The organism is Halobellus sp. LT62 (assembly GCF_037031285.1).
GTDB lineage: Archaea > Halobacteriota > Halobacteria > Halobacteriales > Haloferacaceae > Haloquadratum > Haloquadratum salinisoli.
The window spans coordinates 280346-304057 of sequence record NZ_JAYEZO010000002.1 but is presented as its reverse complement, the minus strand read 5'-3'; the positions used below and the strand labels follow the sequence as shown (position 1 = coordinate 304057).

27 protein-coding genes are annotated in these 23712 nt (G+C 67.9%); 14 read left to right on the top strand and 13 right to left on the bottom strand.

All coding sequences use genetic code 11. The features are described 5' to 3' along the window. The first annotated feature begins 21 nt into the window (after positions 1–21). From U5919_RS10830 to U5919_RS10820, 3 genes are all read left to right on the top strand, one after another. Positions 22–255 (top strand): DUF3311 domain-containing protein, encoded by a 234-nt coding sequence (locus U5919_RS10830; RefSeq protein ID WP_336024251.1) that lies wholly within the window; start codon positions 22–24, stop codon positions 253–255. Then, positions 248–1750, top strand: coding sequence for a sodium:solute symporter family protein (locus tag U5919_RS10825; RefSeq protein WP_336024249.1), 1503 nt, complete (start codon positions 248–250; stop codon positions 1748–1750). Before U5919_RS10830 ends, U5919_RS10825 begins: the two co-directional genes overlap by 8 nt. Before the next feature lie 78 nt (positions 1751–1828). Further along, positions 1829–2740, top strand: a complete 912-nt coding sequence (locus tag U5919_RS10820) for an HFX_2341 family transcriptional regulator (RefSeq protein WP_336024247.1) — start codon at positions 1829–1831, stop codon at positions 2738–2740. 80 nt (positions 2741–2820) lie between these two features. Here the strand turns inward: U5919_RS10820 and lrp are convergent, their stop codons facing one another. Next, positions 2821–3279 carry an HTH-type transcriptional regulator Lrp gene (gene lrp, locus U5919_RS10815; RefSeq protein ID WP_336024244.1) on the bottom strand — a complete coding sequence of 153 codons (459 nt, stop codon included), beginning with the start codon at positions 3277–3279 and terminating at the stop codon, positions 2821–2823. Between the two features lie 126 nt (positions 3280–3405). Here lrp and glnA point away from each other — a divergent pair, with 126 nt between their 5' ends. Continuing rightward, the gene (glnA, locus tag U5919_RS10810) at positions 3406–4779 is read left to right on the top strand and encodes a type I glutamate--ammonia ligase (RefSeq protein ID WP_336024243.1); all 1374 of its coding nucleotides are present in this window, start codon (positions 3406–3408) and stop codon (positions 4777–4779) included. A gap of 84 nt (positions 4780–4863) precedes the next feature. Here the strand turns inward: glnA and U5919_RS10805 are convergent, their stop codons facing one another. From U5919_RS10805 to U5919_RS10790, 4 genes are all read right to left on the bottom strand, one after another. Continuing rightward, positions 4864–5763 carry a phosphatase PAP2 family protein gene (locus U5919_RS10805; protein ID WP_336024241.1) on the bottom strand — a complete coding sequence of 300 codons (900 nt, stop codon included), beginning with the start codon at positions 5761–5763 and terminating at the stop codon, positions 4864–4866. Between the two features lie 71 nt (positions 5764–5834). Next, entirely contained in the window at positions 5835–5996 is a 162-nt protein-coding gene (locus U5919_RS10800) for a DUF7987 family protein (RefSeq protein ID WP_336024240.1), read from the bottom strand. A 43-nt stretch (positions 5997–6039) separates the two neighbouring features. Next, positions 6040–7332 (bottom strand): YihY/virulence factor BrkB family protein, encoded by a 1293-nt coding sequence (locus U5919_RS10795; RefSeq protein WP_336024239.1) that lies wholly within the window; start codon positions 7330–7332, stop codon positions 6040–6042. A 71-nt stretch (positions 7333–7403) separates the two neighbouring features. After that, entirely contained in the window at positions 7404–8519 is a 1116-nt protein-coding gene (locus U5919_RS10790) for a tRNA (guanine(26)-N(2))-dimethyltransferase (protein WP_336024238.1), read from the bottom strand. Between the two features lie 336 nt (positions 8520–8855). On the opposite strand from U5919_RS10790, the gene U5919_RS10785 reads away from it, so the two are divergent. From U5919_RS10785 to U5919_RS10760, 6 genes are all read left to right on the top strand, one after another. Then, a complete protein-coding gene (locus U5919_RS10785) occupies positions 8856–9173 on the top strand; it encodes a hypothetical protein (RefSeq protein WP_336025566.1) in 318 nt (105 codons plus the stop codon). 50 nt (positions 9174–9223) lie between these two features. After that, positions 9224–10171 (top strand): HVO_0234 family beta-propeller protein, encoded by a 948-nt coding sequence (locus tag U5919_RS10780; RefSeq protein ID WP_336024237.1) that lies wholly within the window; start codon positions 9224–9226, stop codon positions 10169–10171. A gap of 95 nt (positions 10172–10266) precedes the next feature. After that, positions 10267–11133, top strand: coding sequence for a ribose-phosphate diphosphokinase (gene prs / locus U5919_RS10775; protein ID WP_336024236.1), 867 nt, complete (start codon positions 10267–10269; stop codon positions 11131–11133). Between the two features lie 18 nt (positions 11134–11151). Beyond that, positions 11152–11787, top strand: coding sequence for a uracil-DNA glycosylase (locus tag U5919_RS10770; protein ID WP_336024235.1), 636 nt, complete (start codon positions 11152–11154; stop codon positions 11785–11787). Positions 11788–12058: 271 nt separating this feature from the next. After that, positions 12059–12484 (top strand): HIT family protein, encoded by a 426-nt coding sequence (locus U5919_RS10765; RefSeq protein ID WP_336024234.1) that lies wholly within the window; start codon positions 12059–12061, stop codon positions 12482–12484. Between the two features lie 114 nt (positions 12485–12598). Beyond that, positions 12599–13357, top strand: coding sequence for an AAA family ATPase (locus U5919_RS10760; protein ID WP_336024233.1), 759 nt, complete (start codon positions 12599–12601; stop codon positions 13355–13357). Between the two features lie 30 nt (positions 13358–13387). On the opposite strand, the gene U5919_RS10755 is transcribed toward U5919_RS10760, so the two are convergent. Further along, positions 13388–13909: a DUF7858 family protein gene (locus U5919_RS10755; protein ID WP_336024231.1), complete on the bottom strand. Its 522-nt coding sequence runs from the start codon at positions 13907–13909 to the stop codon at positions 13388–13390. A 164-nt stretch (positions 13910–14073) separates the two neighbouring features. On the opposite strand from U5919_RS10755, the gene U5919_RS10750 reads away from it, so the two are divergent. Next, positions 14074–14976 (top strand): transcription initiation factor IIB, encoded by a 903-nt coding sequence (locus U5919_RS10750; RefSeq protein ID WP_336024228.1) that lies wholly within the window; start codon positions 14074–14076, stop codon positions 14974–14976. Positions 14977–15158: 182 nt separating this feature from the next. On the opposite strand, the gene U5919_RS10745 is transcribed toward U5919_RS10750, so the two are convergent. From U5919_RS10745 to U5919_RS10715, 7 genes are all read right to left on the bottom strand, one after another. Beyond that, on the bottom strand, positions 15159–15827 hold the full coding sequence (locus tag U5919_RS10745; RefSeq protein WP_336024226.1) for a MinD/ParA family ATP-binding protein: 669 nt from the start codon (positions 15825–15827) through the stop codon (positions 15159–15161). Continuing rightward, entirely contained in the window at positions 15824–16735 is a 912-nt protein-coding gene (locus tag U5919_RS10740) for a DUF7857 domain-containing protein (protein WP_336024224.1), read from the bottom strand. Before U5919_RS10740 ends, U5919_RS10745 begins: the two co-directional genes overlap by 4 nt. Before the next feature lie 182 nt (positions 16736–16917). Next, positions 16918–17886 (bottom strand): DUF7856 family protein, encoded by a 969-nt coding sequence (locus U5919_RS10735; RefSeq protein WP_336024223.1) that lies wholly within the window; start codon positions 17884–17886, stop codon positions 16918–16920. After that, positions 17883–18221 (bottom strand): DUF7855 family protein, encoded by a 339-nt coding sequence (locus U5919_RS10730; protein ID WP_336024221.1) that lies wholly within the window; start codon positions 18219–18221, stop codon positions 17883–17885. The genes U5919_RS10735 and U5919_RS10730 overlap by 4 nt, the downstream gene beginning before the upstream one ends. 57 nt (positions 18222–18278) lie before the next feature. Then, positions 18279–18563: a DUF7854 family protein gene (locus U5919_RS10725; protein WP_336024220.1), complete on the bottom strand. Its 285-nt coding sequence runs from the start codon at positions 18561–18563 to the stop codon at positions 18279–18281. Then, positions 18563–20674: a minichromosome maintenance protein MCM gene (locus tag U5919_RS10720; RefSeq protein ID WP_336024218.1), complete on the bottom strand. Its 2112-nt coding sequence runs from the start codon at positions 20672–20674 to the stop codon at positions 18563–18565. Before U5919_RS10720 ends, U5919_RS10725 begins: the two co-directional genes overlap by 1 nt. Before the next feature lie 91 nt (positions 20675–20765). Continuing rightward, complete coding sequence (locus U5919_RS10715; protein ID WP_336024217.1) at positions 20766–21479, bottom strand: conditioned medium-induced protein 4; 714 nt, start codon at positions 21477–21479, stop codon at positions 20766–20768. Positions 21480–21563: 84 nt separating this feature from the next. Here U5919_RS10715 and U5919_RS10710 point away from each other — a divergent pair, with 84 nt between their 5' ends. Genes U5919_RS10710 through U5919_RS10700 form a run of 3 tightly spaced genes read left to right on the top strand, consistent with a single transcriptional unit; the run spans position 21564 to position 23696 of the window. Further along, a complete protein-coding gene (locus U5919_RS10710; protein WP_336024216.1) occupies positions 21564–22145 on the top strand; it encodes a biotin transporter BioY in 582 nt (193 codons plus the stop codon). A gap of 28 nt (positions 22146–22173) precedes the next feature. Beyond that, a complete protein-coding gene (locus U5919_RS10705) occupies positions 22174–22950 on the top strand; it encodes an energy-coupling factor ABC transporter ATP-binding protein (protein WP_336024215.1) in 777 nt (258 codons plus the stop codon). Next, positions 22944–23696, top strand: a complete 753-nt coding sequence (locus U5919_RS10700) for an energy-coupling factor transporter transmembrane component T family protein (RefSeq protein WP_336024213.1) — start codon at positions 22944–22946, stop codon at positions 23694–23696. The genes U5919_RS10705 and U5919_RS10700 overlap by 7 nt, the downstream gene beginning before the upstream one ends. Positions 23697–23712 lie beyond the last annotated feature (16 nt).

Here is a 23712-nt window from a genome sequence, read left to right as displayed (position 1 = left end):
CCGAGTGAGGAGAGCAATTCGATGAAGAGACGGAAGACGGATTATCTCTGGATCGGCGTCTTCGCGGTACTCGTCGCGTTCGCTATTCCGTGGTTCCTCTGGGGTGACGCCGCGACAGTGCTCGGACTGCCGGTCTGGCTGTGGTGGCACATCGGCTGGATGGTGATCGCGTCGCTCGCCTTCGCGCTGTTCAGCCGCGGGGCGTGGGATCGGTTGATGCACGTCGACCCCGAGGAGGTGGGATTCGATGGTTGAGTCCGCGCTCCTCGTCCAACTCGGCGTCGTCGGGGCGTATCTCGTCGTCGCGCTCGCGGTCGGCGTCTTCGCGTACCGGGTGACCGGCCGCGACGCCGAGGACTACTACCTCGCGAGTCGATCGATCGGGACCGGCGTGCTCCTGTTTACGACCTTCGCGACGCTGCTCTCGGCGTTCACGTTCTTCGGCGGGCCGAACCTCGCGTACGCGTCCGGCCCCGAGTGGATCCTCGTGATGGGCCTGATGGACGGGATCCTCTTTGCGATCCTCTGGTACGGGATCGGCTACCGGCAGTGGCTCATCGGGAAGGCCCAAGGCTACGTCACACTGGGCGAGATGCTCGGCGATCGCTTCGGCTCGAAGCGCCTCCGCGCGCTCGTCGCGGGCGTCTCGATCTTCTGGCTGTTCCCGTACGTGATGCTCCAGCAGATGGGTGCCGGTGAGGCGATCGTCGGCCTCACGAACGGTGCGATCCCCTACTGGATCGGCGCGGCGGCGATCACGCTGTTTATGATCGTCTACGTCGTCCTCGCGGGGCTTCGCGGCGTCGCGTGGACGGACACGATTCAGGGTGTCTTCATGCTCGGAATCGTCTGGATCGCCGTCGGCTGGGTGCTCGCGGCCGCGGGCGGACTCGACGCGGTGTCGGCCTCCCTAGCGGAGACGAACCCCGAGTTCCTCAGCCTCGGCGGCGGCCTCTACTCGCCGCAGTGGATGATCGCCCAGGCCGTGACGATCGCCTTCGGCGTCGCGATGTTCCCCCAGATCAATCAGCGCTTCTTCGTCGCCAAGGACGCCCGCGTGCTGAAACGGTCGTTCGCGCTGTGGCCGATACTGGTCGTGCTGCTGTTCGTGCCAGCGTTCCTGCTGGGGTCGTGGGCGGCGGGTCTCGGCGTGTCGGTGCCGGAGGGCGCGAACGTCGTGCCCGTGCTGTTGAACGCCTACACGCCCGCGTGGTTCGCCGCGCTCGTCGTCGCCGGCGCGATGGCGGCGATGATGTCTTCCTCCGATTCGATGCTGCTCTCGGGATCGTCGTACCTGACGCGGGACCTCTATCGACCGTTCGTGAACCCGACCGCGAGCGACGAGCGCGAGGCGTGGATCGCCCGGGTCGGCGTCGCCGCGTTCGCGATCGGGACGTTCGTCGCCAGTCTGTTCCGACCGGGCACGCTCATCGAGATCGGCGACACCGCGTTCGGCGGGTACGCCCAGCTGGCCTTCCCGGTGATCGTCGCGCTCTACTGGCCGCGGACGACCCGACAGGGGATGTTCGCCGGTGTCCTCGGCTCACAACTCTTCTACGTCGCCCACGTTTTCGTGCCCGCTGTGACGGTTGGCGGCGTGTCGGTCCTCGGGTCGACGTACTTCACGTGGGACTTCGCGCTCTACGGGATGATCCTCTCGCTGGTGCTCACCGTCGGCGTCTCGCTCGTCACCGCCGCCGCTCCCGACGAGCGCAGCGAGACGTTCGCGGTCGGCGCGCGAGCGGACTGAGAGACATCGTGAATCGGCGGACGAGCGGAGGAGATCGGTGACGGTCGCTTTAACACCCAGTCGAACCTACGGCGGCGTATGCAGACTCATATCGTGCCGGTCGGCTTCGACTACGACCGGCTCATCGCGCCCCTCATCCGGGACCAGCGGGACGTCGACCGGGTGATTCTCTTGGAGGGCGCGGTCGGCAGCGAGTCGAACGTCGAGTACTCTCAGCACCTCTCACAGAAGCTCGAAAAGGACTTTCAGAACCTCCTCGGGGCAGATACCGAGCGCGTCGTCGTCGCCGACGTCTACGACTACGACGCCGCCTTCGAGCAGGCCTACGACCTCATCAACGAGGAACTGGACGCCGCTGCGGATTCGGAGGTGTGGGTGAACGTCTCGGCGATGCCGCGGCCGGTCTCCTTCGCGTTCGCGACGGCCGCACACTCGATTATGGTCGAGCGACAGGCCGATCGCGACCGGATTCACACCTACTACACCGCCCCCGAGAAGTACCTCGAAACCGAACTCGCAGAGGAGGTCCGCGAGGCCAAAGCCCTGCTCGACGAACTGCTGTCGGGCGAGGACGTCGACGACGAGCGCATCCGCGAGCGCCACGAGTCGGCGACGGACATCCTCGCGGAGTTCGACGAGCGCGGGACGACTATCGGCGCGAAACGCATCGGCGACAGCCACGTCGTCGAACTGCCGGTGGCGTCCTTTCAGAACGTCAAACCCTTCGAGGAGGTCATCCTCTACGAACTCGGCGAGTACGGCGAGTTCGATTCCGTGTCCGAACTGGCGGAGACGCTCGCCCGGGACATGAACGAGGAGTACACCGACTCGTTCAGATCGAAGGTGATCTACAACGTCGATCGGCTCGGCCCGGGCGGGAAGGGCTACATCGAACAGGAGGAGCGCGGGAAATCCTACCGGACGCGGCTCTCCCGGATCGGACAACTGTGGGTGCGCGCGCACGCCGAGGACGACGTCCTCGAGGAGTGACCTCCGGCCGAGTCCACTCGCTCGCGGGACTCTCGCCGCGTGAACGGCGGGCGAGAACGACTCGCGACGCCGTCGGAACCTTACTCCCTGATGTCGAGGTCGAACTGCGCGTTCTCGACGACGGCGTTGAGAACGACGCTCGTGTTCGACTCGCGGATGTCCGCGTCGGTGAGGAGCTCTTTGATCTGGTCGTTCATCCCGTCGGTGTCCTCGAACTTCCCGACCGCGATGACGTCGTAGTCGCCGGTGACTTCGTAGACGGTCACCATCTGCTTGTGACCTTGCAACCGCTCGGTGATGTCAGGGAGAGCGCTTCCCTCGACCTTCAGCTGGATGATCGCGGTCACGTCGTAACCGAGCGCGTCGTAGTTCACGCGCGGGGTGTACCCCTCGATCACGCCCGCGTCTTCGAGGTCGCGGAGGTGATTCGAGACCGTCGTGACCGACACGTCGAGTTCCTCCGCGAGGCTCCGCAGGCTCGCTCGACCGTCGCCGAGTAGTGCATTGATCAATTTTGCGTCGAGGTTTTCATACGTCATTACAATGGAAATGTGTTCGAGGGCATTAGAATTTTACGAATATCCAATTCAGAATGCGACTAGGGGCATTTGCACTAAGCGATAACGTCTTTATACTGGGAGTGTTCGGATTCGATTGTCTAGGATATGACGGACGAAAACGAATCTGTCGCCGCCACAGACGGCGGCCTTTCCGCCGAAGCACAGCGCGTAATCGACGAGATCGAGGAGAAAGACGTCGACTTTCTCCGTCTCCAGTTCACCGACATCCTCGGGACTGTAAAAAACGTCGCCGTTCCCGCGACGCAGGCCGAGAAGGCCTTCAGCGACGGAATCTACTTCGACGGGTCCAGCATCGAGGGGTTCGTGCGGATTCAGGAGTCGGACATGCGACTCAAGCCCGACCCCGAGACGTTCGCGATCCTGCCGTGGCGCGACGGCCGCTCGGGCCGCCTCATCTGTGACGTCATCAACACCTCAACCGGCGAGCCGTTCGAGGGCGATCCGCGGACCGTCCTGAAGAAGACGCTCGAACGCGCCGAAGAGATGGGCTACACCGTCAACGTCGCCCCCGAACCGGAGTTCTTCCTCTTCGAGGAGGACGAGGAAGGGCGCGCGACGACGAAGACCAACGACGCCGGCGGCTACTTCGACCTCGCGCCGAAGGACCTCGCCTCTGACGTCCGCCGCGACATCATCTACGGTCTCGAATCGATGGGCTTCGAGATCGAAGCCAGCCACCACGAGGTCGCAGAAGGGCAGCACGAGATCAACTTCGAGTACGACGACGCGCTCACCACCGCCGATAACGTCGGAACGTTCCGCACGGTCGTCCGCGCCATCGCGGCCCAGCACGATCTGCACGCGACGTTCATGCCCAAGCCGATCCCGAAGATCAACGGATCGGGGATGCACACGCACGTCTCGCTGTTCGACGAGGACGGCAACAACGCCTTCCACGACGACGACGACGAGTTCAACCTCTCGGAGACGGCGCACTCGTTCCTCGCGGGCGTCCTCGAACACGCCCCCGCGATCACGGCCGTCGCCGACCCGACGGTGAACTCCTACAAGCGCCTCGTGCCCGGCTACGAAGCGCCGGTGTACGTCGCGTGGTCCGACCGCAACCGCTCGGCGCTGATCCGGAAGCCGGCCGCCCGCATCCCGGCGGCCTCGCGCATCGAACTCCGTTCGCCCGACCCGTCGTGTAACCCCTACCTCGCGTTCGCCGCGATCATCTCCGCCGGGCTCGACGGCATCGAGGAGGGCCTCGAAGCGCCCGACCCAGTCAGGGAAAACATCTACGAGTTCGACGAGGCCAAGCGCGAGGAGTACGGCATCGACACGCTCCCCGCCAACCTCGGCGAGGCCGTCGCCGCGCTCGAAGAGGACGAGGCGATTCAGGACGCGCTCGGCGAGCACGTCTACGAGAAGTTCGTCGAGGCGAAGACCCAAGAGTACGACGAGTTCCGCATCGACGTCTCCCAGTGGGAACTCGACCGCTACCTCGAGACGTACTGAATCCTCCCCTCGCGCTGACGACCGGTTTTTCGCGGTTTTCCGTGTTCCGCTTGCCGTTACGTCGACCGTCGCGAGCGGGAGCGCTCACCCAACCGTCGCGCCCCGAGCCACAGCAAGGGGAAGCGCGAGCAGACAGACTCCGCCGACGACGGCGACGACGACGATCAACAGCCCGCTCTCGACGAACTCCGCGACGCCGCTCATCGCCCCGAGCGCGACGAGCAGGCCGCCACCGCCGACGGCCAGTGTGCGTCCCGTGAGTTCGATCGTCGCGGTCGCGGCCCGTTCGCCGAAGCGGTGCCACGCGACGACGCCGCCCGCGGCGGTGCCGACACCGAGGAACAGTTCGCTCTCGCCGGGGGCGACGAGGAGCGCACCGAGGCCGAGGACCAGCGCGAGGCCGAACAGCGCCGTGACGTGTCGATGCGTCGGGTCCGCGAGCGGACCGTCGCGGGTCTCGGTCGCGAATCCGGGGCCGAGCGCGAAGACCGCAGCGAGGAACGCGGTCCCGATCGCGACTCCGGCGACGACGTCAGCGATGTAGTGGACGCCGATGAGAACGCGCGAGAGCGAGACAGTCACGACGACGGCGGCCGCGACGGCGAGTCGTTGCCGCCACGCACCCCGGTTCGCGAGCACGGCCACGCCGCCCCAGAACGCCGTCGATCCGAGCGCGTGCCCGCTGGGGAAACCGAGGCCGTCCCGGTAGGAGATCGGCGGCCGCGGGAGGCCGAAGAGGTGTTTCAATCCGACCGTGAGCCCGATCGCACACAGTCCGAGCACGAGCGCGAACGCCGCGCCGCGTCGCGAGATGCCGACGCGGTCGCCGAGGAGGTACGCGAGGGCGACACAAGCCAAGAGCAGGTACGGGTTTCCGAGGTGGGTGAGCCACCAAAAGACGGTCGTTACCACCTCCGGAAGCGATTCGGCGAAGGCGATCTCGCCGATACCGCGGGTCGCCAGCGGCGCGACTGGTACGGTCATTGCCCGTTCGGTCACCGGTCCAAGACCAAATAGCTGCGGGAAACCGGATTCGACGGGAGTCACGGCCGCGATCACGCGCGGTACTGGTTGATGAGCGCCGGGACGACGACGCCGACGCCGATGAGAACCGCGAGTCGGATCGCCGAGCTGTCGGTGACCGACGTCGACGCGTACCAGAGCACAACCCCGATCACGGCGAACACGGTGACGGTTAGGGAGTCCGTGGAGACCATCACCGGCGGAAACGCAGCACGACGGTAACAGCGTTACGGCATCTCAGGACCGGCGGTCTCGGACCCAGTCGACGAGTCTGCCCGGAACGCCGAGGGCGTTCAGGCCGACGCCGAAGATCACGAAGAGCGCGTACAGGCCGAGCGTCGAGAGGTAGATGACGACCATCGCCGCGACCGCGAGGAGGTCGTCGTCGAGCAGGTAAAAGGCCGCGATAGTCGCCGCCGTCCCGTAGAGCAGCACGAGATACGGCCCCCAGCCGCGGGCTTTGCCGCGGCGGAGTCGACCGCGGACGTAGCGGCGCATCTCCGATTCGACGTCCGGGCGCTCGACCGTCCGAGACTGCACGTCGGACTCGAAGGTGTCGAGGTCGGCACGCAGTTCCTCGATGCGGCGGTCGAGCTGTTCGATGTCGGGCGCACCGCGGGGTTCGACGTCGGTGTCGGAGAAGCTAGAGTCGGTGTCGGAGGGGCTAGAGTCGGTGTCGTCGGTCGTCGCGTCGTCCGCACTCATCGTCTGCTCGGCACGTCTCCCCGGCGGGTGTTGTAGCTGCCGGTCTACGTCGCCGACCTGCCCGGCGAGGACCGCGTTGACGGCGGCTCCGGTGAGCACGAGAATCCCCGAGAGGTAGAACCACGTGACGAGCAGCAACACCGCGCCGAGCGCGCCGGCCACACCGCTGGACATCCGCGCATATATGCCGAACCCGGTGCTCAGGACGGTCCACCCGACGGCGGCGAACAGCGCTCCGGGTAGCGCGCGCCGAAGTCCGACCTCGACGTCCGGGATGACGGTGTAGAGCGGGAGGAACGAGACGACGAGAAAGCCCAAGAGGACGAGCGCGCTGAGGACCTCGACGAACGGGACGTCGGCGATAGCCAACACCGTGGTCGTCACGATGACGCCGAGCGTCGCCGCACCGAGCGACGCGAGCGTGACGACCCCGTCCGAGAGCTGTTCGAGTATCGGGCCGGTCGGGTAGCCGTACACTTTCGCGAACGCCACGTCGACGCCGCGGAACAGTTTCAGCGTCCCCCAAACCGTCAGGAGGAGGCTGAAGATCGAGATCGTTCCGCGGCCGGTCGGGTCCGTGAGCGCGCTCGAAACGAGGTCGGAACCTGTCGGAAGGAGGTACTGCTCGGCTATCGACTGGACCGCCGCGGCGAGGTCGGCCCCGCCGACGATCGTCGCGACGACGACCGCCAGCGTGAGAAGCGGGACCAACGAGACGAGGATATAGTAGGAGATACCCGCCGCGAGGAACGTCACCTCCCGCTCACGGACGGTCGAGACGATCGAGCGCGGTACGGCGAGTCGATCGGGTGTCGGAGCGCTCACGGTGAACGGTTCGGTGGATCGACACAAGAATCACTCGGCCCCTCGGATCCGTAACCCGACGGTGGCGACGCTCACTCCGCGGTGGCGTCGCGGATCTCCGGGACGGTGGCGTCGGTCTTGAACGCCGTGCCCGAGTAGTGCGCGCGCGTCGCCTCGAATCCGGCCCCTCGAAGGTCCTCGAGGAAGTCGTCCATCGCGGGCGCGGGTCGGGTCCACTGCTTGCACAGTCGGTGTTGGTCGTAGTGCGTCGGGGCGTCCATCTCGCCTTCGAGCGTGTCGAGCATCCGACGCGCGCGGGCGGCCTCGCCCATCTCGTCGGTGACGCGCTCGCGGACCGAGCGAACGAAGTCGGCATCGCGGATCGAGCCGAGGTACAGCGGCCCCGCAGAGAGCAGGCGATCGCTCTCGCACGCGCCGCAGGCGTCCGGCGGGTGCGCGATGAGCCCGAACTCGTGGGTCCGGTGGAGGCAGTCCTCGCAGTGGTGGACGTAGCCCAGCTCGTCGATTAGTTCGTCCGCGTGCGTGGCGCGGGCGTCGAGTTCGAGGTAGGCGCGGGCGTAGTGCCGCGTGACGTGCGACAGAATCGGGACCGCGGCCTTGTCGTAGCGCGCGGCCGTTCGAACGAGCGCCGAGAGGAGGACGCGAAGCCCCATCTCGGGGTGATAGTCGGTGTTCTGCGGGAGCGCCGAATACTTGCGGACGCCCGAGCGCTGGTGCGCCCCGCACAGCGGCGCGGTGTCGGTGGCGGTGACGCAGACGACGTTTCGGGTGTTCGCGACCGCCGCGTCGACGAACGGAATGGGGGTCCCGAAAGGGTCGAGGTCGACGACGTCGAACACGGACTCGTGCAGCAGCGCGTTGACGTCGCGCTCGACGACCTCTCCGGAGAGATCGTTCCGCGCGAGATTCTCGCGGGCGAGGTCGACGGCGTCGCTGTCGACGTCGACGCAGGTGACGTCGAACCCCTCAGCGGCGGCCCGGACGCCGCGGATGCCGCTTGCGGCCATCGCGTCGAGGTACGAACTCGCGCGCGGCTCGCGCTCGCGGTACGCGCGCAGCGTCGCCACCGTCACGTCGCGGTTGAGCTCCTGCGTCGGGTTGTAGAACACGCCGTCGCCAGCGCCCTCCGAGGCCCCGTCGCGGGCGTCCGGCACCGACACCTCGACGTCGCCCTCACGAACGTCCATAGGGGGAGTCGAACGCTCCGCCGCGAAAAGCGATGCGATGCGTTGCGAGCGCGCCGTCAACGCTGACCGCCGGCCTCGCTGACCGGTGGCGTTTTGTCGGGCCCGAGGGAAGACTCGGTCGTGAGCGATGGCGACGACGTGGGCGATCGGGACGAAGGCGCGAACGCCGAGCCGAGCGAGCCCGCCGACGCCGACTCGAACGAACCCGCGGACGCCGATCTGGGCGAACCCGCGGACGCCGAACCGGACGAGCGCGCCGACGGCCCCAACCCGAGCGACGCCTACGTCGTCCCCACCGAGACCGACAGCGAGACCGAGACCGCTTGGCGGCGGGAGTTGGCCGAGGCGGGAGAGTTGACTCCCGATGCGGTCGACACGCTGGTTTCGCGACACGACGGCCGCGGCGCGCGCGCTATCGAATCGGTCTCGGAGGGGCGGGTCAAGCGCTACCGAGATTTCACGGTGGTCGTCGGCCACGCGGACGAGTACGTCGTCGAGAACGGCGGCTGCACCTGCAAGGACAGCGAGTACAACCTCGATCCCGAAGACCCCACCGAGCGCTGCTGGCACGTCCTCGCGGTCGCGATCGCCGAGCGGATCGGCGAGGTCGACCACCACGAGATGTGGTACTCCGAGGTCCGAGAGTTCTTATAACGCTCTCGCTGTCCACACCGTTTTTACCGCCGCTCGGCGAACATCCGACAATGCCCACGATCGACGAGAAGCGCGTGTACACCGACAACTCGGGCGTCGAAACGGTCTTTCTCGCGGCGGAGCTGGGTGTCGTCGCCGTCTCCGTCTCCGACGACCTGATCGGCGAGTTCGGCGTCGTCCATCGGTGTCGCGCTCGGGACGTCGCGACCGCCGGAGCGCTCGTCGCGGTCGCGACCGACGAGGACGTGTTGCTCGCGGATCGAAGCGCGGCGGATGAAAGCGACGACACGGAGGAGAGCGGCGACGCTGAGGCGGGCGCTGCGGTCGCGAACGACCGCGACCTCGACTTCGCGGCGACCGGGTTCGGTCCGGCCACCGCCGTCGGTTTCGACGGGGACACGCTGCTCGCGGGTGACGACGAGGGACGCGTCGAAATGGGAGCCGTCAAAGGAAGCGACGCCGCGTGGGCGGACGTCGGAACCGCAGCCCCCGTCCGCGCGATCGACGGACGGCTCGTCGCGGCCGCCGACGGCGCCTACCGCGTCGGGTCCGCCGGCCTCACGCACGCCGGGCTCGACGACGCGCGCGACGTCGACGCCGAACCGCTCGTCGCGACCGGATCGGGGCTGTACAAGCTCGGCAACGGCTGGATGGACGTCCTCGACGGGCCGGTGGACGCCGTCGACGCCGCCGGGAAGCGCGGGCTCGCTGTCCGAGACGGGATACTCTACGAACGCGCCGGAACCGACGACGCCGAAATCGGGCGTGTCGAAACTGGCGACACCGAAAACGGACGTGCCGGAACCGGCGACACCGACGGTGACGATACGTGGGCCGAATCGCCGCTCCCCATCGATGGCGACGTCGTGGCCGTGACGCACGGCGTCGACGCGTCGTACGCGGTCACTGCCGAGGGGACAATAGCGGTCCGACTGCCGGGCGAGGAGTGGCGGCACCGCGAGTTGGGCGTCAGAGACGTCGCCGCCGCGGCGGTCTGAGCGGTGCGGGGTGCAGCGTCGTCGCGAACCGCGAGCGAAACGAAGCAGAAACCCAGACGGAAAGGGGTTTTACCGCGCGTCGAGAGGGTTCGGGTATGATCGTACCCGGCGCATCCTCGCAGGCTCTGGCGGCCGCGCTCGCGGACGAACTGGATGAACCGCTGGCGGCCGTCGAGTACGACCGCTTCCCCGACGGCGAGACGCTCGCGGCCGTCCCCGACTTCGACGCCGACCGCGCGGTCGTCGTCGCGACGACGGACTCGAACGACGCGTGGGTCGAACTGCTCCAACTGCAGGACGCCGTCCGCGAGGCGGGGGCAACAGAGGTCGTCACCGTCATCCCGTATATGGGCTACGCGCGACAAGATCAGGCGTTCGAGCCGGGGCATCCGGTCTCCGCGCGGGCGATGGCGCGAGCAGCTTCGACAGGGGCGGACCGCGTCGTCCTCGTGAACCCCCACGAGGACGGCGTCGCTGATTTCTTCGACGCGCACGTGACTATCTGCGACGCCGCGGGCGTCCTCGCCGAACCGCTCCCCGACGACCTCGTCGAGCCGCTCTTTCTCTCGCCCGACTCGGGCGCGGTCGAACTCGCCGAGGCGACCAGAGACGCCTACGGGATCGGCGAGATCGACTACTTCCAGAAAGTTCGGCACTCCGGGACCGACGTCGAGATCACGCCGAGTGACGCCGACCCCGCGGGTCGCGACGTCGTCATCGTCGACGACATCGTCGCGACCGGCTCGACGATGAGCGAGGCTGTCACCCACCTCGACGCCGGCGGGGCCGCCCGAGTCTTCGCGACGTGCGTCCATCCGCTGCTCGCGCGAAATGCCCGGACGAAGCTCGAACGAGCGGGCATCGCACGGATCGTCGGCACCGACACCGTCGAGCGCGACGTGAGCGCCGTCTCGGTCGCACCGATCGTCGCGGCCGCCGTCGACGCGGTCGAGTCGGCGTAACACCGACTTCGAATGTCAATGGGTCTACAGTTTCCCGAGGAACGGCACGTACTCGAAGCCGACTGCACGCGCTGTCCCGCGCTCGTCGACTGCCGAACGGAGATCTCGTGGGGCACCGGTGACCTCGCTGCCGACGTGATGGTGGTCGGCGAAGCGCCCGGAGCCGGGAACCCCGAGGCCGAGACGTGGCGCGGCGGCAACTGGACGGGGAAAGCGTACACCGCGCGACATTCGGGACGTCGCGTCCGAGAGCTTCTCGCCGAGATCGAAAGGCCCGACGCCTACGTCACGAACGCGGTCAAGTGCTTTCCCTGCGACGGGGAGGGCTCGAACCGCGAACCCACCGAAACGGAGCGAGAGAACTGTCGGGCGCACCTCCGAACCGAGATCGAGACCGTCGAGCCGATGGTGATCGTCGCGACCGGCAAGCACGCGACGACGACGATACTCGCGATCGAAAACCGCGAAATGGACGGTTTCATCGACCACATTTTGGATCCGATCGAACTCGTCGGCCTCGGAACGACTCTTCTTCCGATCCTACACCCGTCGTATCAGGACATCTGGCGGGCGCAACTCGGCTACAGCGCCGACGAGTACCGAACCGCGGTCCACGACGCGATTCAGAAGGCGCTCGACGGCGACTCGTCCTAAGGGCGAGAGTCGAACACCGAGATGCCGCAGGCGATAGCTGAACGGAAAGCCGATCGGGCGGGGATGGAAGGGGCCGCGTGCTCGGCGAAGGCGCGCGACGCGAGGACCGCAGGAGCGAACGCAGTGAGCGACGAGAACCTCGGCGAGCGCACCGAGTCGAGCACGCGGGGGCTTCCGAGATGTTCACTGCGGCCTCGCGGGATCATCACCCTACCGAAGAAAACACGCATCGACCCGAACCTACTTCGGCGATCCGCCCGACACGTCGCCTATGAGCGAGCCGACCATCTTCGAGCAGATCGTCGCCGGCGACATCCCGGCGCGGATCGTCCACGAGACCGACACCGTCGCGGCGTTCCTCGACGCGAACCCGCTCGCGGCCGGCCATACCCTCGTCGTCCCGAAGGAGCCCTACGAACGCCTCGACGAGATGCCCGACGACCTCGCCGCCGACGTCTGGGCGGCCGTCCAAACGCTGACGCCGAAGATCGAGGCCGCCGTCGACGCCGACGCGACGACGATCGGCGTGAACAACGGCGAGGCGGCGGGGCAGGAAGTCCCGCACGTGCACGTGCACGTCGTCCCTCGGTTCGAGGGCGACGGCGGCGGCCCGATTCACGCGGTCGCCGGCAAACGGCCGTCGCTGTCGGACGGGGAACTCGACGACATCGCCGCCGCGATCGAATCCGGCGAGTGAGTCCGCAGAGAGACACTCGCGAGCGAGTGAGAGGACCGACTCCAGACCGAACAGTTCCGGAGAAACACGCGGTCGACCGGATATTTTAAAGCCCAGTACGCGGCCAACTGGGGTATGTCTCAGACGAATTCGACGGACGTCGTGGCGTTCGTCGGCGCGACGGGCGGGGCGGGGACGACGCGGACCGTCGTCGAGGTGGCGACGGCGCTCGCGGCCGACGGCCGATCGGTCGCGATTCTGGACGCCGCGTTCGCGACGCAGGGGCTGGCACAGTACGTTTCGGGGGCCATCGATCCGGATGTGACGGCGCTCCTCGTCGACGACGGGCGCGCGCTGTCGGTCGGGTTGCGACCGCTCGACCTCGACGAAGCAGTCGCCGGCGACGTCGCCGCTTGTCCGGCGTACGCGCCCTTCGAGCGACTCGCGCGGGCCAAGAGCGTCGAGGCCGCCCAACGCCTCGAATCGCTGATCGCGAGCGCGGCCGGGCAGTTCGATCACGTCCTGCTCGACGTGCCGCCGATCGCCGCGAATCAGTCGGTCGCCGCAGTCAACGCCGCAGATCACGTCGCCGTCGTCGCACCCGCGACGGCCCGCGGGACCGAGGCCGTCCAACAGACCCACGAGCGACTGGCCGACATCGGCACCGAGGCCGACCTCGTGGTCTCGACTCGCGGCGAGTTGGAGACGGCCGACATATCGATCCCGAAAACGGACGCGACGGCGGTCGCGTCGGCTCCGGCGTGTCTCGACCGCGACAGCGCGTTCGCCGGTGGCGTCGCGCGCGTCGCCGCCGCAGTGACGGGACGAGAGATCGAAGCGAGCGGCGAGAGCGAGGGACTGCTCGGCTCCGTAGGCGGGCTGATCGGCCGATAGCGCCGGCAGAAACGCCCGCGAGAAACGCCGTTACCGGAGATCGGCACTGCCGCTCATCGTCTCCGCGAGCGCGTCGCGTTTCGACACCAAGGCGTCGCCGGCGAGCGGCGCGGAGGCGTCGCGTCGGACGGCTTCTGCGAGTTCGGTGATCGGGTCGTGCGTCTCGACGTAGGCGGCGAGGGCGAACTCCGCCTCGTCCGCGCCGGTGAGTTCCAGCGCGTCCGCGCGCGACACTCGCCCGTCGATCCAGTCGCGGAGCACGCGGCGGGCCGTCGGCGACAGCGGCGTCACGCCCTCGAACCCGCACCGGTGCAGGAGCTTCGCCGCGGTGACCGGCGCGAGCGCCGCGGCCTCTCCAGCGTCGCCGACGCTCGCGCCCGCATTGTACTCTTCGAGAGCTGTCGCCGCTCCCGCGGCCGTACACGGGAGGTCCGCTTCGTACTCGCGGAGCCGCGCGTCGAGGTCGACGTCCGTGTCGTCGACGGTCGCGACGCCGCGCTCTCTCTGCTTCGTCGTCAGTTCCAACCCCGCAGCGATTTCCGACAAACCCATCGTGTGCGTGTGTCCACCCGTTCGGATAAGAGGGTTCGCACCTATTATCAGAGTTGAATTTTATAACCCACCGGTTACCGGTTGGTTTGTACCCCGGAATAGTGGGTCAAAGCCCCGTTTTCTCACGTCTTTAAATATGGCTTCGCGACCGAGTTTCAATTGTGATGAGTGGAGCACCCACCGCCGACGCCACCGCCGACGCAACCAATACGACCAACGTCTGTCCCGAGTGCGGGGGTCGCCCCGAGACCGCCCGCGGCGAGACGCTCTGTGGCGAGTGCGGGCTCGTCCTCTCGGAGTACCGAATCGACCACGGCCCGGACTGGCGCTCCTTCGCCGACTCCGACACCGACCCGAAGCGGACGGGCGCGCCGCTGACGCGCTCGCGACACGACAAGGGCCTCTCGACGAAAATCGGTCGGTCAACGCGCGTGAAGGGTCGCAAGCGCCGACAGCTCGCGCGGATGCGCCGGCAACACAACCGCGCGCGGATCTCGACGAAGCGCGAGCGCAATCAGGTGTACGCGTTCACCGAGATCCGTCGGCTCACGAGCGTCCTCTCGCTCCCGGACCGGATCCGCGACCACGCCTGCTCGCTGTTCCGCTCCGCCCAGTCGAAGGATCTCTGTTGCGGGCGCTCGCTGGAGGGGTTCGCCGCGGCGTCCGTGTACGCCGCCTGCCGCGTCGCCAGCGTCTCGCGGACGGTGAGCGAGGTCGCCGACGTCGCGAAAGCGACGAAGAGCGAGCAGACCGCTGCCTACGACGCGATCAACCGTGAACTCGGACTGCCGGTCGGCCCGATCGATCCGGCGGAGTACCTCGCGCGGTTCGCCTCCCAGCTCGACCTCTCGGGCGAGGTGGAACGGCTCGCGCGCGACTACGTCGAGGAAGCCGCCGACCGCGGGATCTCGATCGGCAGAAATCCCGGCGGCGTCGCGGCCGCGTGCCTGTACACCGCCGGGCGCGACCTCGGTGCGGGACTGACGCAACAGGAGGCCGCCGACGTCGCGGACGTGACGCCGGTGACGCTACGGTCGACGTACCAACAGCTCCGCGAAGACGAGTAACGGCGACCGTTTTCAGCGACGGCGAGTAACGGCGACCGTTTTCAGCGACGGCGAGTAACGGCGACCGTTTTCAGCGACGGCGAGTAACGACGACAGTTTCGACTACGGTCGGGCAGCGACGAACGCAGTTCTCAGGTCTCAGGTCTCAGTTCGCGGAGTAACGTGGGTCAGGCCAGACCAACTCAGACCCGCTTTGCCCGACGCACAGCATCCGCAACGGTCGTCAGCTCGCGGGCCGCCCGCGTCGACGGCGCGGATCGGACGACCGGGCGGAACGAGGCCACCGTCTGACCCACACGCGGGTCGGCGGGAACGACGACGGCGGGCGCACCGAGCACGTCCTCGAACGCCTCCGTCGGCGGATCGTCGACGGCCCGGTTGATCACGACGCCGACGAGTCCGGCGTCGAGTTCGCGGGCGAGCGCTCGCGAGCGGACCGCGTCAGCCAGCGCGTACGACTGCGGCGACGCCACGATCACGCAGGCGTCCGCGACGGCGAGGGGAACGCCCGCGTCGGCTTTCATCCCGGCCGGACAGTCGACGACGACGTCGCCGTAGGCTGCCTCGATCGCGCGGAGCGTCCGGTCGAGCGCGGCGACGTCGGCCGCCCGAGCGCCCGCGAGCGAGCGGCCGCACGGGAGCAACCGAACGGGACCGCATCCCTCCCGAACCGCTTCGACCGGATCCGCCCGATCGGCGAGAACGTCGTGGAGGTCCGGACCGGGGCCGGTCGGCAGATCCGCCATTCCGAGGTCGGCGTCGACGACAGTGGCGTCGAGCGCGGCACCGAGCTCCACCGAGACCGTCGACTTGCCGACGCCGCCCTTGCCGCCGGTGACGGCGACGATCACGGCTCGCCTCCGCTCATCGATTCGGCCTCGGGGCCGGCTCGCCTCTCGGTCGCCGACTCCGCGTTGGGATCGCATCGCGTCTCGGCCGCTGCCGACAGCGACGACACGACGGGCGCGGCGTCAGTCGCGTCGGCGCGGTCAGCGAGGTCGGCCACGCGAGACGCGACGGCCCGCAGCGTCGCTTCGTCGGCCGCGATCGCCTCCGGGAGGCCGACGAGCGCGTCGGCACCGCCGCGGTCGGCGAGCACCGCCGTCGCGTCCGCGGCCGTGGCGTCAGTCAGCCGTTCGGCGTGTTCGACGCGCGTTTCGACGGCGTCGAGCCACGCTTCGACCGCGACCGGAACCGCGTCGGCAGCGGACCCGTCACGTCCAGCCGATTCGTCCGGTTCCAGACCCACGAGGGAGTCGTCCGCGTTGAACCCCGGTTCTCCCACGACGACATCGGCAGGCGGTCGCGCGCGGCCGAGCGAACGAATCGCGGCCGTCACCGAGTCGGACGATTTCTCGTCCGCCGTGCCGTCCGAGGCCAGTTCACACCCGTCTACAGGACCGAGAACCTCGATCGAGACGGCAGTCGCGTCCGATCCGTCCGGCGGCGACGACGCCGGACAGGCGTAGCCGACGCCGAGAGATCCGGAACCCGGAACGGCTCCACTGAAGCCGTCTGCGTCCCACCCGGTCGCCGGAACGCCAGCCGCTCGCGGCGGGAGGATCGGACCGTCAAGTTCGTTCCGGATCCGGACGCGCACGTCGACGGCGACGGTACTGCGGAGCTCGATCCAAACGAGCGTGACACCCGCGACCGACCGCGTCGAAACCGTCGGTTCGAGCGGACCGTTCCCGGGCGATCGCGGTTCATCGATCTGACCGGCGGCGTCGGGACCGGTCGCGTCGAGAGAGAGTTGCACGCCCGCTCTGGCCGCCCGATAGTATATAAATATAGTAGCATTTGCAACTGATTGCTCATCCGATCGCACGCTGTCGTGCGATCGGATGGGCGAAGACTTGCAAATGCTACTATAGTCGGCGTCGGTCGACGGCTCGATCGATGGCGGTTCCGGCGGACGCCCGCCGACCCGTCGACGGCGCGCTATCGGAGTATCAGCGGCGCACCGAGTCGGTCGAACGCCGCGTCGGGACCGCCGAGGGCGTCGGCGACGTCGCCGACGACGAGCAGCGGTGCGCGGATCGGTGCGAGCCGGGCCACGGCGAGCGCATCGAGGAGTTCCGACGTATCGGCCTCCGGAACGACGTCGCCGACGATCCACCGATCCAGCTCCGCTCGCGCGTCGCGAAAGGCGTCGGAAACGGCGTCGATGTGGGCGGCCCGAACCCGTCGCCTGCAGTTTTCGACGCGGTCTTCGAGCCGAATCCGCGCATTGCGCTGATCGCGGGCGGACCGGGTCCGTCGTTCGAGCAATCGAAGTCGCTGTGCGGCCGCGACCCGTTCGGTCGCCACCTCCGAGAGCTGTCGCGTCAGATCCGACAGCGCCGCCTCCGCCTCGGTCAACGCCTCGTCGGGACTCGGGGCAGTCGCAGCGTCATCGGCCGCGACGTCATCGGCCGCGGCCTCTCGGAGCGCGGTTACCCGACCGCGGACGGTCGCGACTCGCTCTCGAAGGCGGTCGGTCTCGGCCCCGGCGACGGCGGCCCGGCGGCGCGCCGCTCGCAGTTCCGCGTCGTCGATCGGCGCGGGCGAGAGCGCTCGGAGCGACCGCAGCGCGTCGACGAGGTCGTCGTCGTGCGGCGTCTCGATCCCGATGTCGACTGCAACCGCCGCGAGCGCGGCGCGCGATCGGATCGCGGTATCAGGGCCGAGGGAGGCGACGTGCGCGTGAGCCCGACCGGGGCGAACGGAGTAAACGGTCGGCGAGGTCGGGCGGGTCGGACAGCCAACCCGGACTGCGCGCCGGAGTTGTGATCCCGTCGGAATTTCGGACGCGTCGCCGCGGAGGTCGACGACCGGTCCGTCTTCGACGCGGCCGTTCGGCAAGCGGAGCGTGAAGCTCGGGACGCCGGAAACGACCGTCTCGCCGACGTCCGCCCCGTCACTACTCACAGTTCCCGCTCTCGCATCGCGTCGGACGTCGGATGATCGGTCCCGGCAGCGAACCTGTCGTACGGCGTGCTCGGCGACTCGCGGTTCTCGTAGGCGCTCGCAGCCTCGCGAACGGTATCGGGCGCGTCGGCGAACTCGTTGAACGGCTCGGTGCGTTCGATCTGGACGTTCCCGGCGTGTCGCTCCCGAAGCCGACACGCCAAGAACGCGCCGTACTCCGTCTCCCGCAACAGCGCGGCGCGGCCGAACCGTCTGACGACGGTCTCCTCGTGCGATCGACAGGCGTTCCGCAGCGTCTCGCGCGCCCGGCGCGAGTACGTCACCACCAACAACACGGTTACGAGCCTATTTCGCGGGGGTGGTAAAAACCCATCCACATCGGCGAAACCGACTCACACCGGAGAGATATCGACGTCGAGGACGGCCGGGTCCTCGTCGAGCAGGTCGGCAATCCGCTCGCGCGCTTCGGGGGCGCTCTCGGCGACGACGACGAGGCCGTGCGCTCGGCCCTCGCCGGTCGCTTGGTACGCACGGAGTCCGTCCTCGCTCTCGAACTCGGTCGCGTACGTGCGGAGAATCGTCACGACGCGCTGCTCGGTCGCCGCGAGGTCCGAGTCGCCGGACTCGAAGTCGCCGAGCGCCTCTTCGACGTTCCGGAGTGCGGAAATCCGATCCATTACGTCGTCCTCAGGTAGTTCTTCCGCGGTTCGTAGAGCTCGCCCTTTCGTTTGAGGTTCTCGATCTCGTCTTCGGCTTTCGACTCGTCCAAGCCGAGGTCTGTGCCCGCCCGATCGATAACCTCGTCGACCGGCGCGCCCTCCTCGTACTCGTCTTCGAGCTCCTCGATGAGGTGCTTGATGTCCTTGATCCGGTCGCGCTGATTCTTCGAGGTCCCCGTCTCGACGATATCCGCGTCGAACTCTCCGGTTTCGGGGTCCATTCCGATGTCGCGGAGGCAGGACTCGACGATCTCGGTGACGCGGACGGCGTCCTCGCGCTCGACCGTGTCGGAGAGGCGGAGCCGTGCCGACGCCTCCGAGAGCCGCACGAGCGCTTCGAGTTTCCGGGCAGTGACGGGAACCGGGGCGTCGTCGTCGGCTCCCTTCGCCCGGAAGTCGACGTAGAAGTCCCGAATGACTTCTTTCGCTTCGTCGGTCATCGTCGGATAGCAGTTGCGCTTGGCGTAGGCGATGTACTTCCGCAGGAGCTCGGCGTCGATCACGGGCGTGACCTCCTCGGTCGCGTTCTCGATCTCCTCGTCGGTGAACTCCGAGCTCGGCACCTTCGTCTTCTGCGTGTGCAACTCCCCGGCGTAGTTCGTGTTGATGATGTGGTCTGCGAGCTTGGCGTCGGACTCCGGATCGGGGTTGTCGGTGACCGTGAAGATCAGGTCGAATCGGGAGATCAGCGCGGGTTCGAGGTCGATCTGCTCGCCGATCGGCTCGTACTGATCGAAGCGTCCGTACTTCGGGTTCGCCGCGCCGAGCAGCGAACACCGGGATTTCAGGGTCGCGTTGATGCCGGCCTTTGATACGGAAATAGATTGCTGTTCCAGCGCTTCGTGCATTGCGCTTCGATCCTCCGAGCGCATTTTATCCAGTTCGTCGACAGCCGCGATCCCCTTGTCGGCCAAGACGAGCGCGCCGGCTTCGAGCGTCCACTGCTGGCCGTCGCCGAAATCGTCGCGGACGGCCGCCGCGGTGAGACCTGCCGAGGAACTACCTTTCCCGGAGGTGTAGACCGATCGCGGTGCGATGTTCCGGATGTACTGGAGCATCGCGGACTTCCCCGTACCCGGGTCCCCGATGAGAAGCATATGCAGGTCGCCGCGGGTCCGCGAGCCGTCGGGGAGGTGTTTCGTCACGCCCGAAAAGAGCTGGAGGATCATCGCGAGCTTCTCCTGCTCGTAGCCGTAGATCGAGGGCGCGACGGAGTCGACCATCTTCTCGTAGATGTCGGGTTCGTTCGAGAGGTCGACGATCTCGGCGACGTCCTCGTCGGTGATGTCCATATCCTCGAACTCCTCATCTTCGATCTCGACGGCGACCCCGTCCATATAGAGATCGAAGATCGGCGTCTTCTCGTTGCCGGAGGTCTGCTGTTCGATGTGGAGGACGCCGGTCACGATGACGTGGTCGCCGGCGGTTACCCTGCCGGTGACGTCGTCTTCGAGGTCGACATCGATGCTCTGTGGCGTCTCGCCGCCCCGCAGGCCCTCGGGGCTCTCTTGGACGCGCACCTTTTGCGCGTCGACGAACTCCGATTGGTCGAAGTCGACGTGGAACGGCCCCTGACGCTCACACCCTTGGCACTCGTGCGGTTCCTGGAAGCCGCTGTCGGCCTGCGGGATGTACGTCATCGTCCCGCAGCGCTGGCACTCGAAGGCGGCCTCCGTGATCTTCGGCCGGACGTCCGTCGCCTTGCGGACGATGCCCTGCACGGCGATCATCCGCCCGATGTGGTCGTCGTGAACGCGGATGCCGCGGATGTCGACCGTCTCGGGGAGATTCGTCAGCCGGACGTGCGCGCGGCCGAGTTTGACGTCCGCGGGGAGGTCGTAGAGTCGCAGCGCCTCTTCGGCGTACTCGCGGATCTGGTCGGGCTTCTGTCGGTAATCTTCCGCCAACTCGGTGTCGAACGCGTAGAGGTCGTCGTAATCGACGTACAGCGAGCGCTGTTCGTTCGGGTACTTCTGCGCGAGCGTACCGATCTCGTCGCGGTAGTACTTGCGGTAGAACTGGATGAACCGCTCGGTGAGGTCGCGTGAGTCCTGGGGGGCCTGCGCCATCGCACCGGAGTAGGGTCCTCATCGGGTAAGAGTCTTCGCCACGGAGAGCGAAAGTGAACGAACTACCAGCGGAGGACGCAGAAGGCTGCTCTCAGAGCGACACGTCGGTTTCGATGTCCTCGGTCGCCTCCCGGAGGCCGTCGCGGCGGGCGTCCTCGGCGAGCCGCGTCGAGAGGTCCGCGTCCGTCAGGAGATCCGCGAAGGCGTCGCGAAAGCGGTGATTGACGCGCCGCGAGGCGATGTCGCTCTCGACGACTCGCCGATAGCGACGCGCGGTTTCGAGGGCGACGTCGGCGTCCGCCGCCTCCGACAACTCGGCGGCGAGTGTCTCGTTGTCGACCGCTGAGGAACCGACGTCATCGTCGACGGCGTCGAGAACGTGTCGGCGGAGCGTTTCGTAGGGAATCGGACCCTCTCGGTCCGCGTCGCTGACGAGGTGGAGGTCCATCCGCGCGCGGAAGACGTCCTCGGCGTCGATTGCGGCCGCCTCGGGCTCGCTTTCGCTCGGCAGCGACGAGGCGAGCGCCGCGTCGGCCGCGGCCGACCACGTCTCCGAATCGGCACCCGCGGCGTCGGGGTCGAAAAACGCGCGGACGACGCGGCGGAGAGCGGGAGTGGAGAGCGACGACGAGAAGTCGTCGCGCTCCCGCATCGTCTCGATGAGCTCGTCGAGACGGTCGTCGACGGCCTCATCGTCGAGATCACGCTCCAGCGAGCCGCGTGGCGTCGACTGCGACTCGGTCACGGCGTCCTCGCCCGTCGCCTCCACGAAGAGATCCCGGAGTTCGGCCGTTTTCTCGTCCATCAGGTGACCAAAAGCGGTCGCGACGTACAAACGTTTCCGTCGTAAACCAAAGTATTCATTTGGGTTTACGAGACAAGGTGACGTATGTCCACGAAGTCGCAGCCGGTCGAACTCGTCGGCGAGGACGTCGTCGGCAACGTCGCGCGCGCGGCGCTGTTCGCGGCGCTCACCGGCGCGTTCGCGTACGTCTCGTTTCCCAATCCGATCTCGCCTGTTCCCGTGAGCCTGCAGGTGCTCGGCGTTTTCCTCGCCGGGATCTTCCTCGGCCCGGTCTGGGGGGGCGCGTCGCTGGCGTTCTATCTCGCCGCGGGCGCGGCCGGCGCGCCGGTCTTCGCCGGCGGCCAAGCCGGGTTCGGCCCGCTCGTCGGCTACACCGCGGGGTACCTCTGGTCGTACCCGATCGCCGCCGCGCTGATCGGAGCCGTCGTCCACGGGTTCGACGGCCTCGACGCCCCCGAGGCGGTGGGGACCGCCCGACTCGTCGTCGGGATGCTCGCCGGAACGGTCGTCATCTATGCGTTCGGCACGGTCGGGTTCGCGATCGTACAGAACGTCGGCCTCGTCCAAGCGTTCGCGGTGAGCGCGCTCGCGTTCGTCCCCTTCGAGGCCGTGAAGATCGCTGCTGCGGTCGGGATCGTCCGCAGCGATGCCGCAGCGGCCGCGTGAGCGTCGCGATGCGCGCCGGAGTCACCCGATGATTCGCACCGAGGGGCTCGTCCACAGTTACGGCGATGTCGTCGCCGTCGACGACGTCTCGATCTCGATCGCCGACGGGGAGTGCGCCGTCGTCGCAGGCGCGAACGGCTCGGGCAAGACGACGCTCGTTCGCCACTTCAACGGCCTGTTGAAGCCCGACGCGGGGACGGTCGAAGTCAACGGCCGCAGCGTCGGCTCTGATCTCGTCGCCGCGCGGACGGCCGTGGGAATGGTGTTCCAGGAGCCGCGCGACCAACTCGTCGCGGCCACGGTCGGCGCTGACGTCGCCTTCGGCCCGGAGAACCTCGGCCTCGACAGAGACGAGATCGACCGCCGGGTCGACACCGCGCTCTCGGCGGTCAACCTCGCCGGCCGCGAGGACGACCGGGTCGACGAACTCTCCGGCGGCGAGCGCGAGCGCGTCGCTATCGCGGGCGCGCTCGCGATGGAACCCGATCACCTCGTGCTCGACGAGCCGTTCACCGGGCTCGACGATCCCGCGCGCCGCGCGGTGCTTGATCGGCTGCGGAGCCTCGCGGACGGAGGAACGAGCGTCGTCGTCGTCACGCACGACCTCCGCGACGTGCTGGGTCCCGCCGACCGCGTCGTGGCGATGGCAGACGGGCGCGTCGTCGTCGACGCCGACCCCGAGACGGCCGTCGAATCGCTGCCCGAATACGACGTGCGAGTCCCGGAGCGGTTCGACGCGTCGGTTCCGACGCCCGCCGATAGGCGGGACGGCGGCCGCGATCTCGACCCGAACGCGCGATGCTGACGTACCAGCCCGGCGATTCGCTCGCGCATCGACTCGATCCGCGGACGAAGTTGCTCCTCCAAGCCGCCTTCGCTGCGGCCGCCTTCGCGCACACGACGCCGTCGGGGCTCGCGTGGCTCACGCTCGTCGCCTTCTCGTTCCTCGCCGCCGGACGGCTCTCGCCGGTTCGAGCGGTTCGGGGCTACCTTCCGGCGCTGCCGTTTCTGGCGGCCGGGCCGCTCGTTTCTATCGTCGAGGTCGATCTCAGTATCTGGTCTTCCAGTGGTGACCCGACAGCGTGGCGTCTCGGCATCGACCTCACTGCGGCGGTCGGTCCGCTCTTGGCGAGCTATCGCGTGCTCCTCATCCTGCTGGTTTCGGCAGTGTATCTGCACGCGACGCCCGTCCGCGACTCCCGCGCGGCGATCCAGCGGCTCGTTCCGGGTCGCGTCGGCCGGCTGCTCGGCGTCGGCGTCGCGCTCGTGTTCCGCTTCCTGCCGCTGCTCCGGGCCGATCTCCGTCGGATCCGCGACGCCTCTGCCGCGCGGCTCGGCTCGGAGCGGCCGCTCCGGGATCGGATGCGACTCGTCGGCTCCGCGGGGATCAGGCGGGCCTTCGCTCGCGCGGACCGGCTGGCGCTCGCGCTCCGGGCCCGGTGTTTCGCGTGGAATCCGACGCTCCCGGAACTCCGGTTCGGGAGAATCGACGCGGTTGGATTGGTCGTCGCGCTCGCGCTCGCGGGGGCGACCCTGCTCGGGACGGGATAGAACGCCGCGTGGTCCG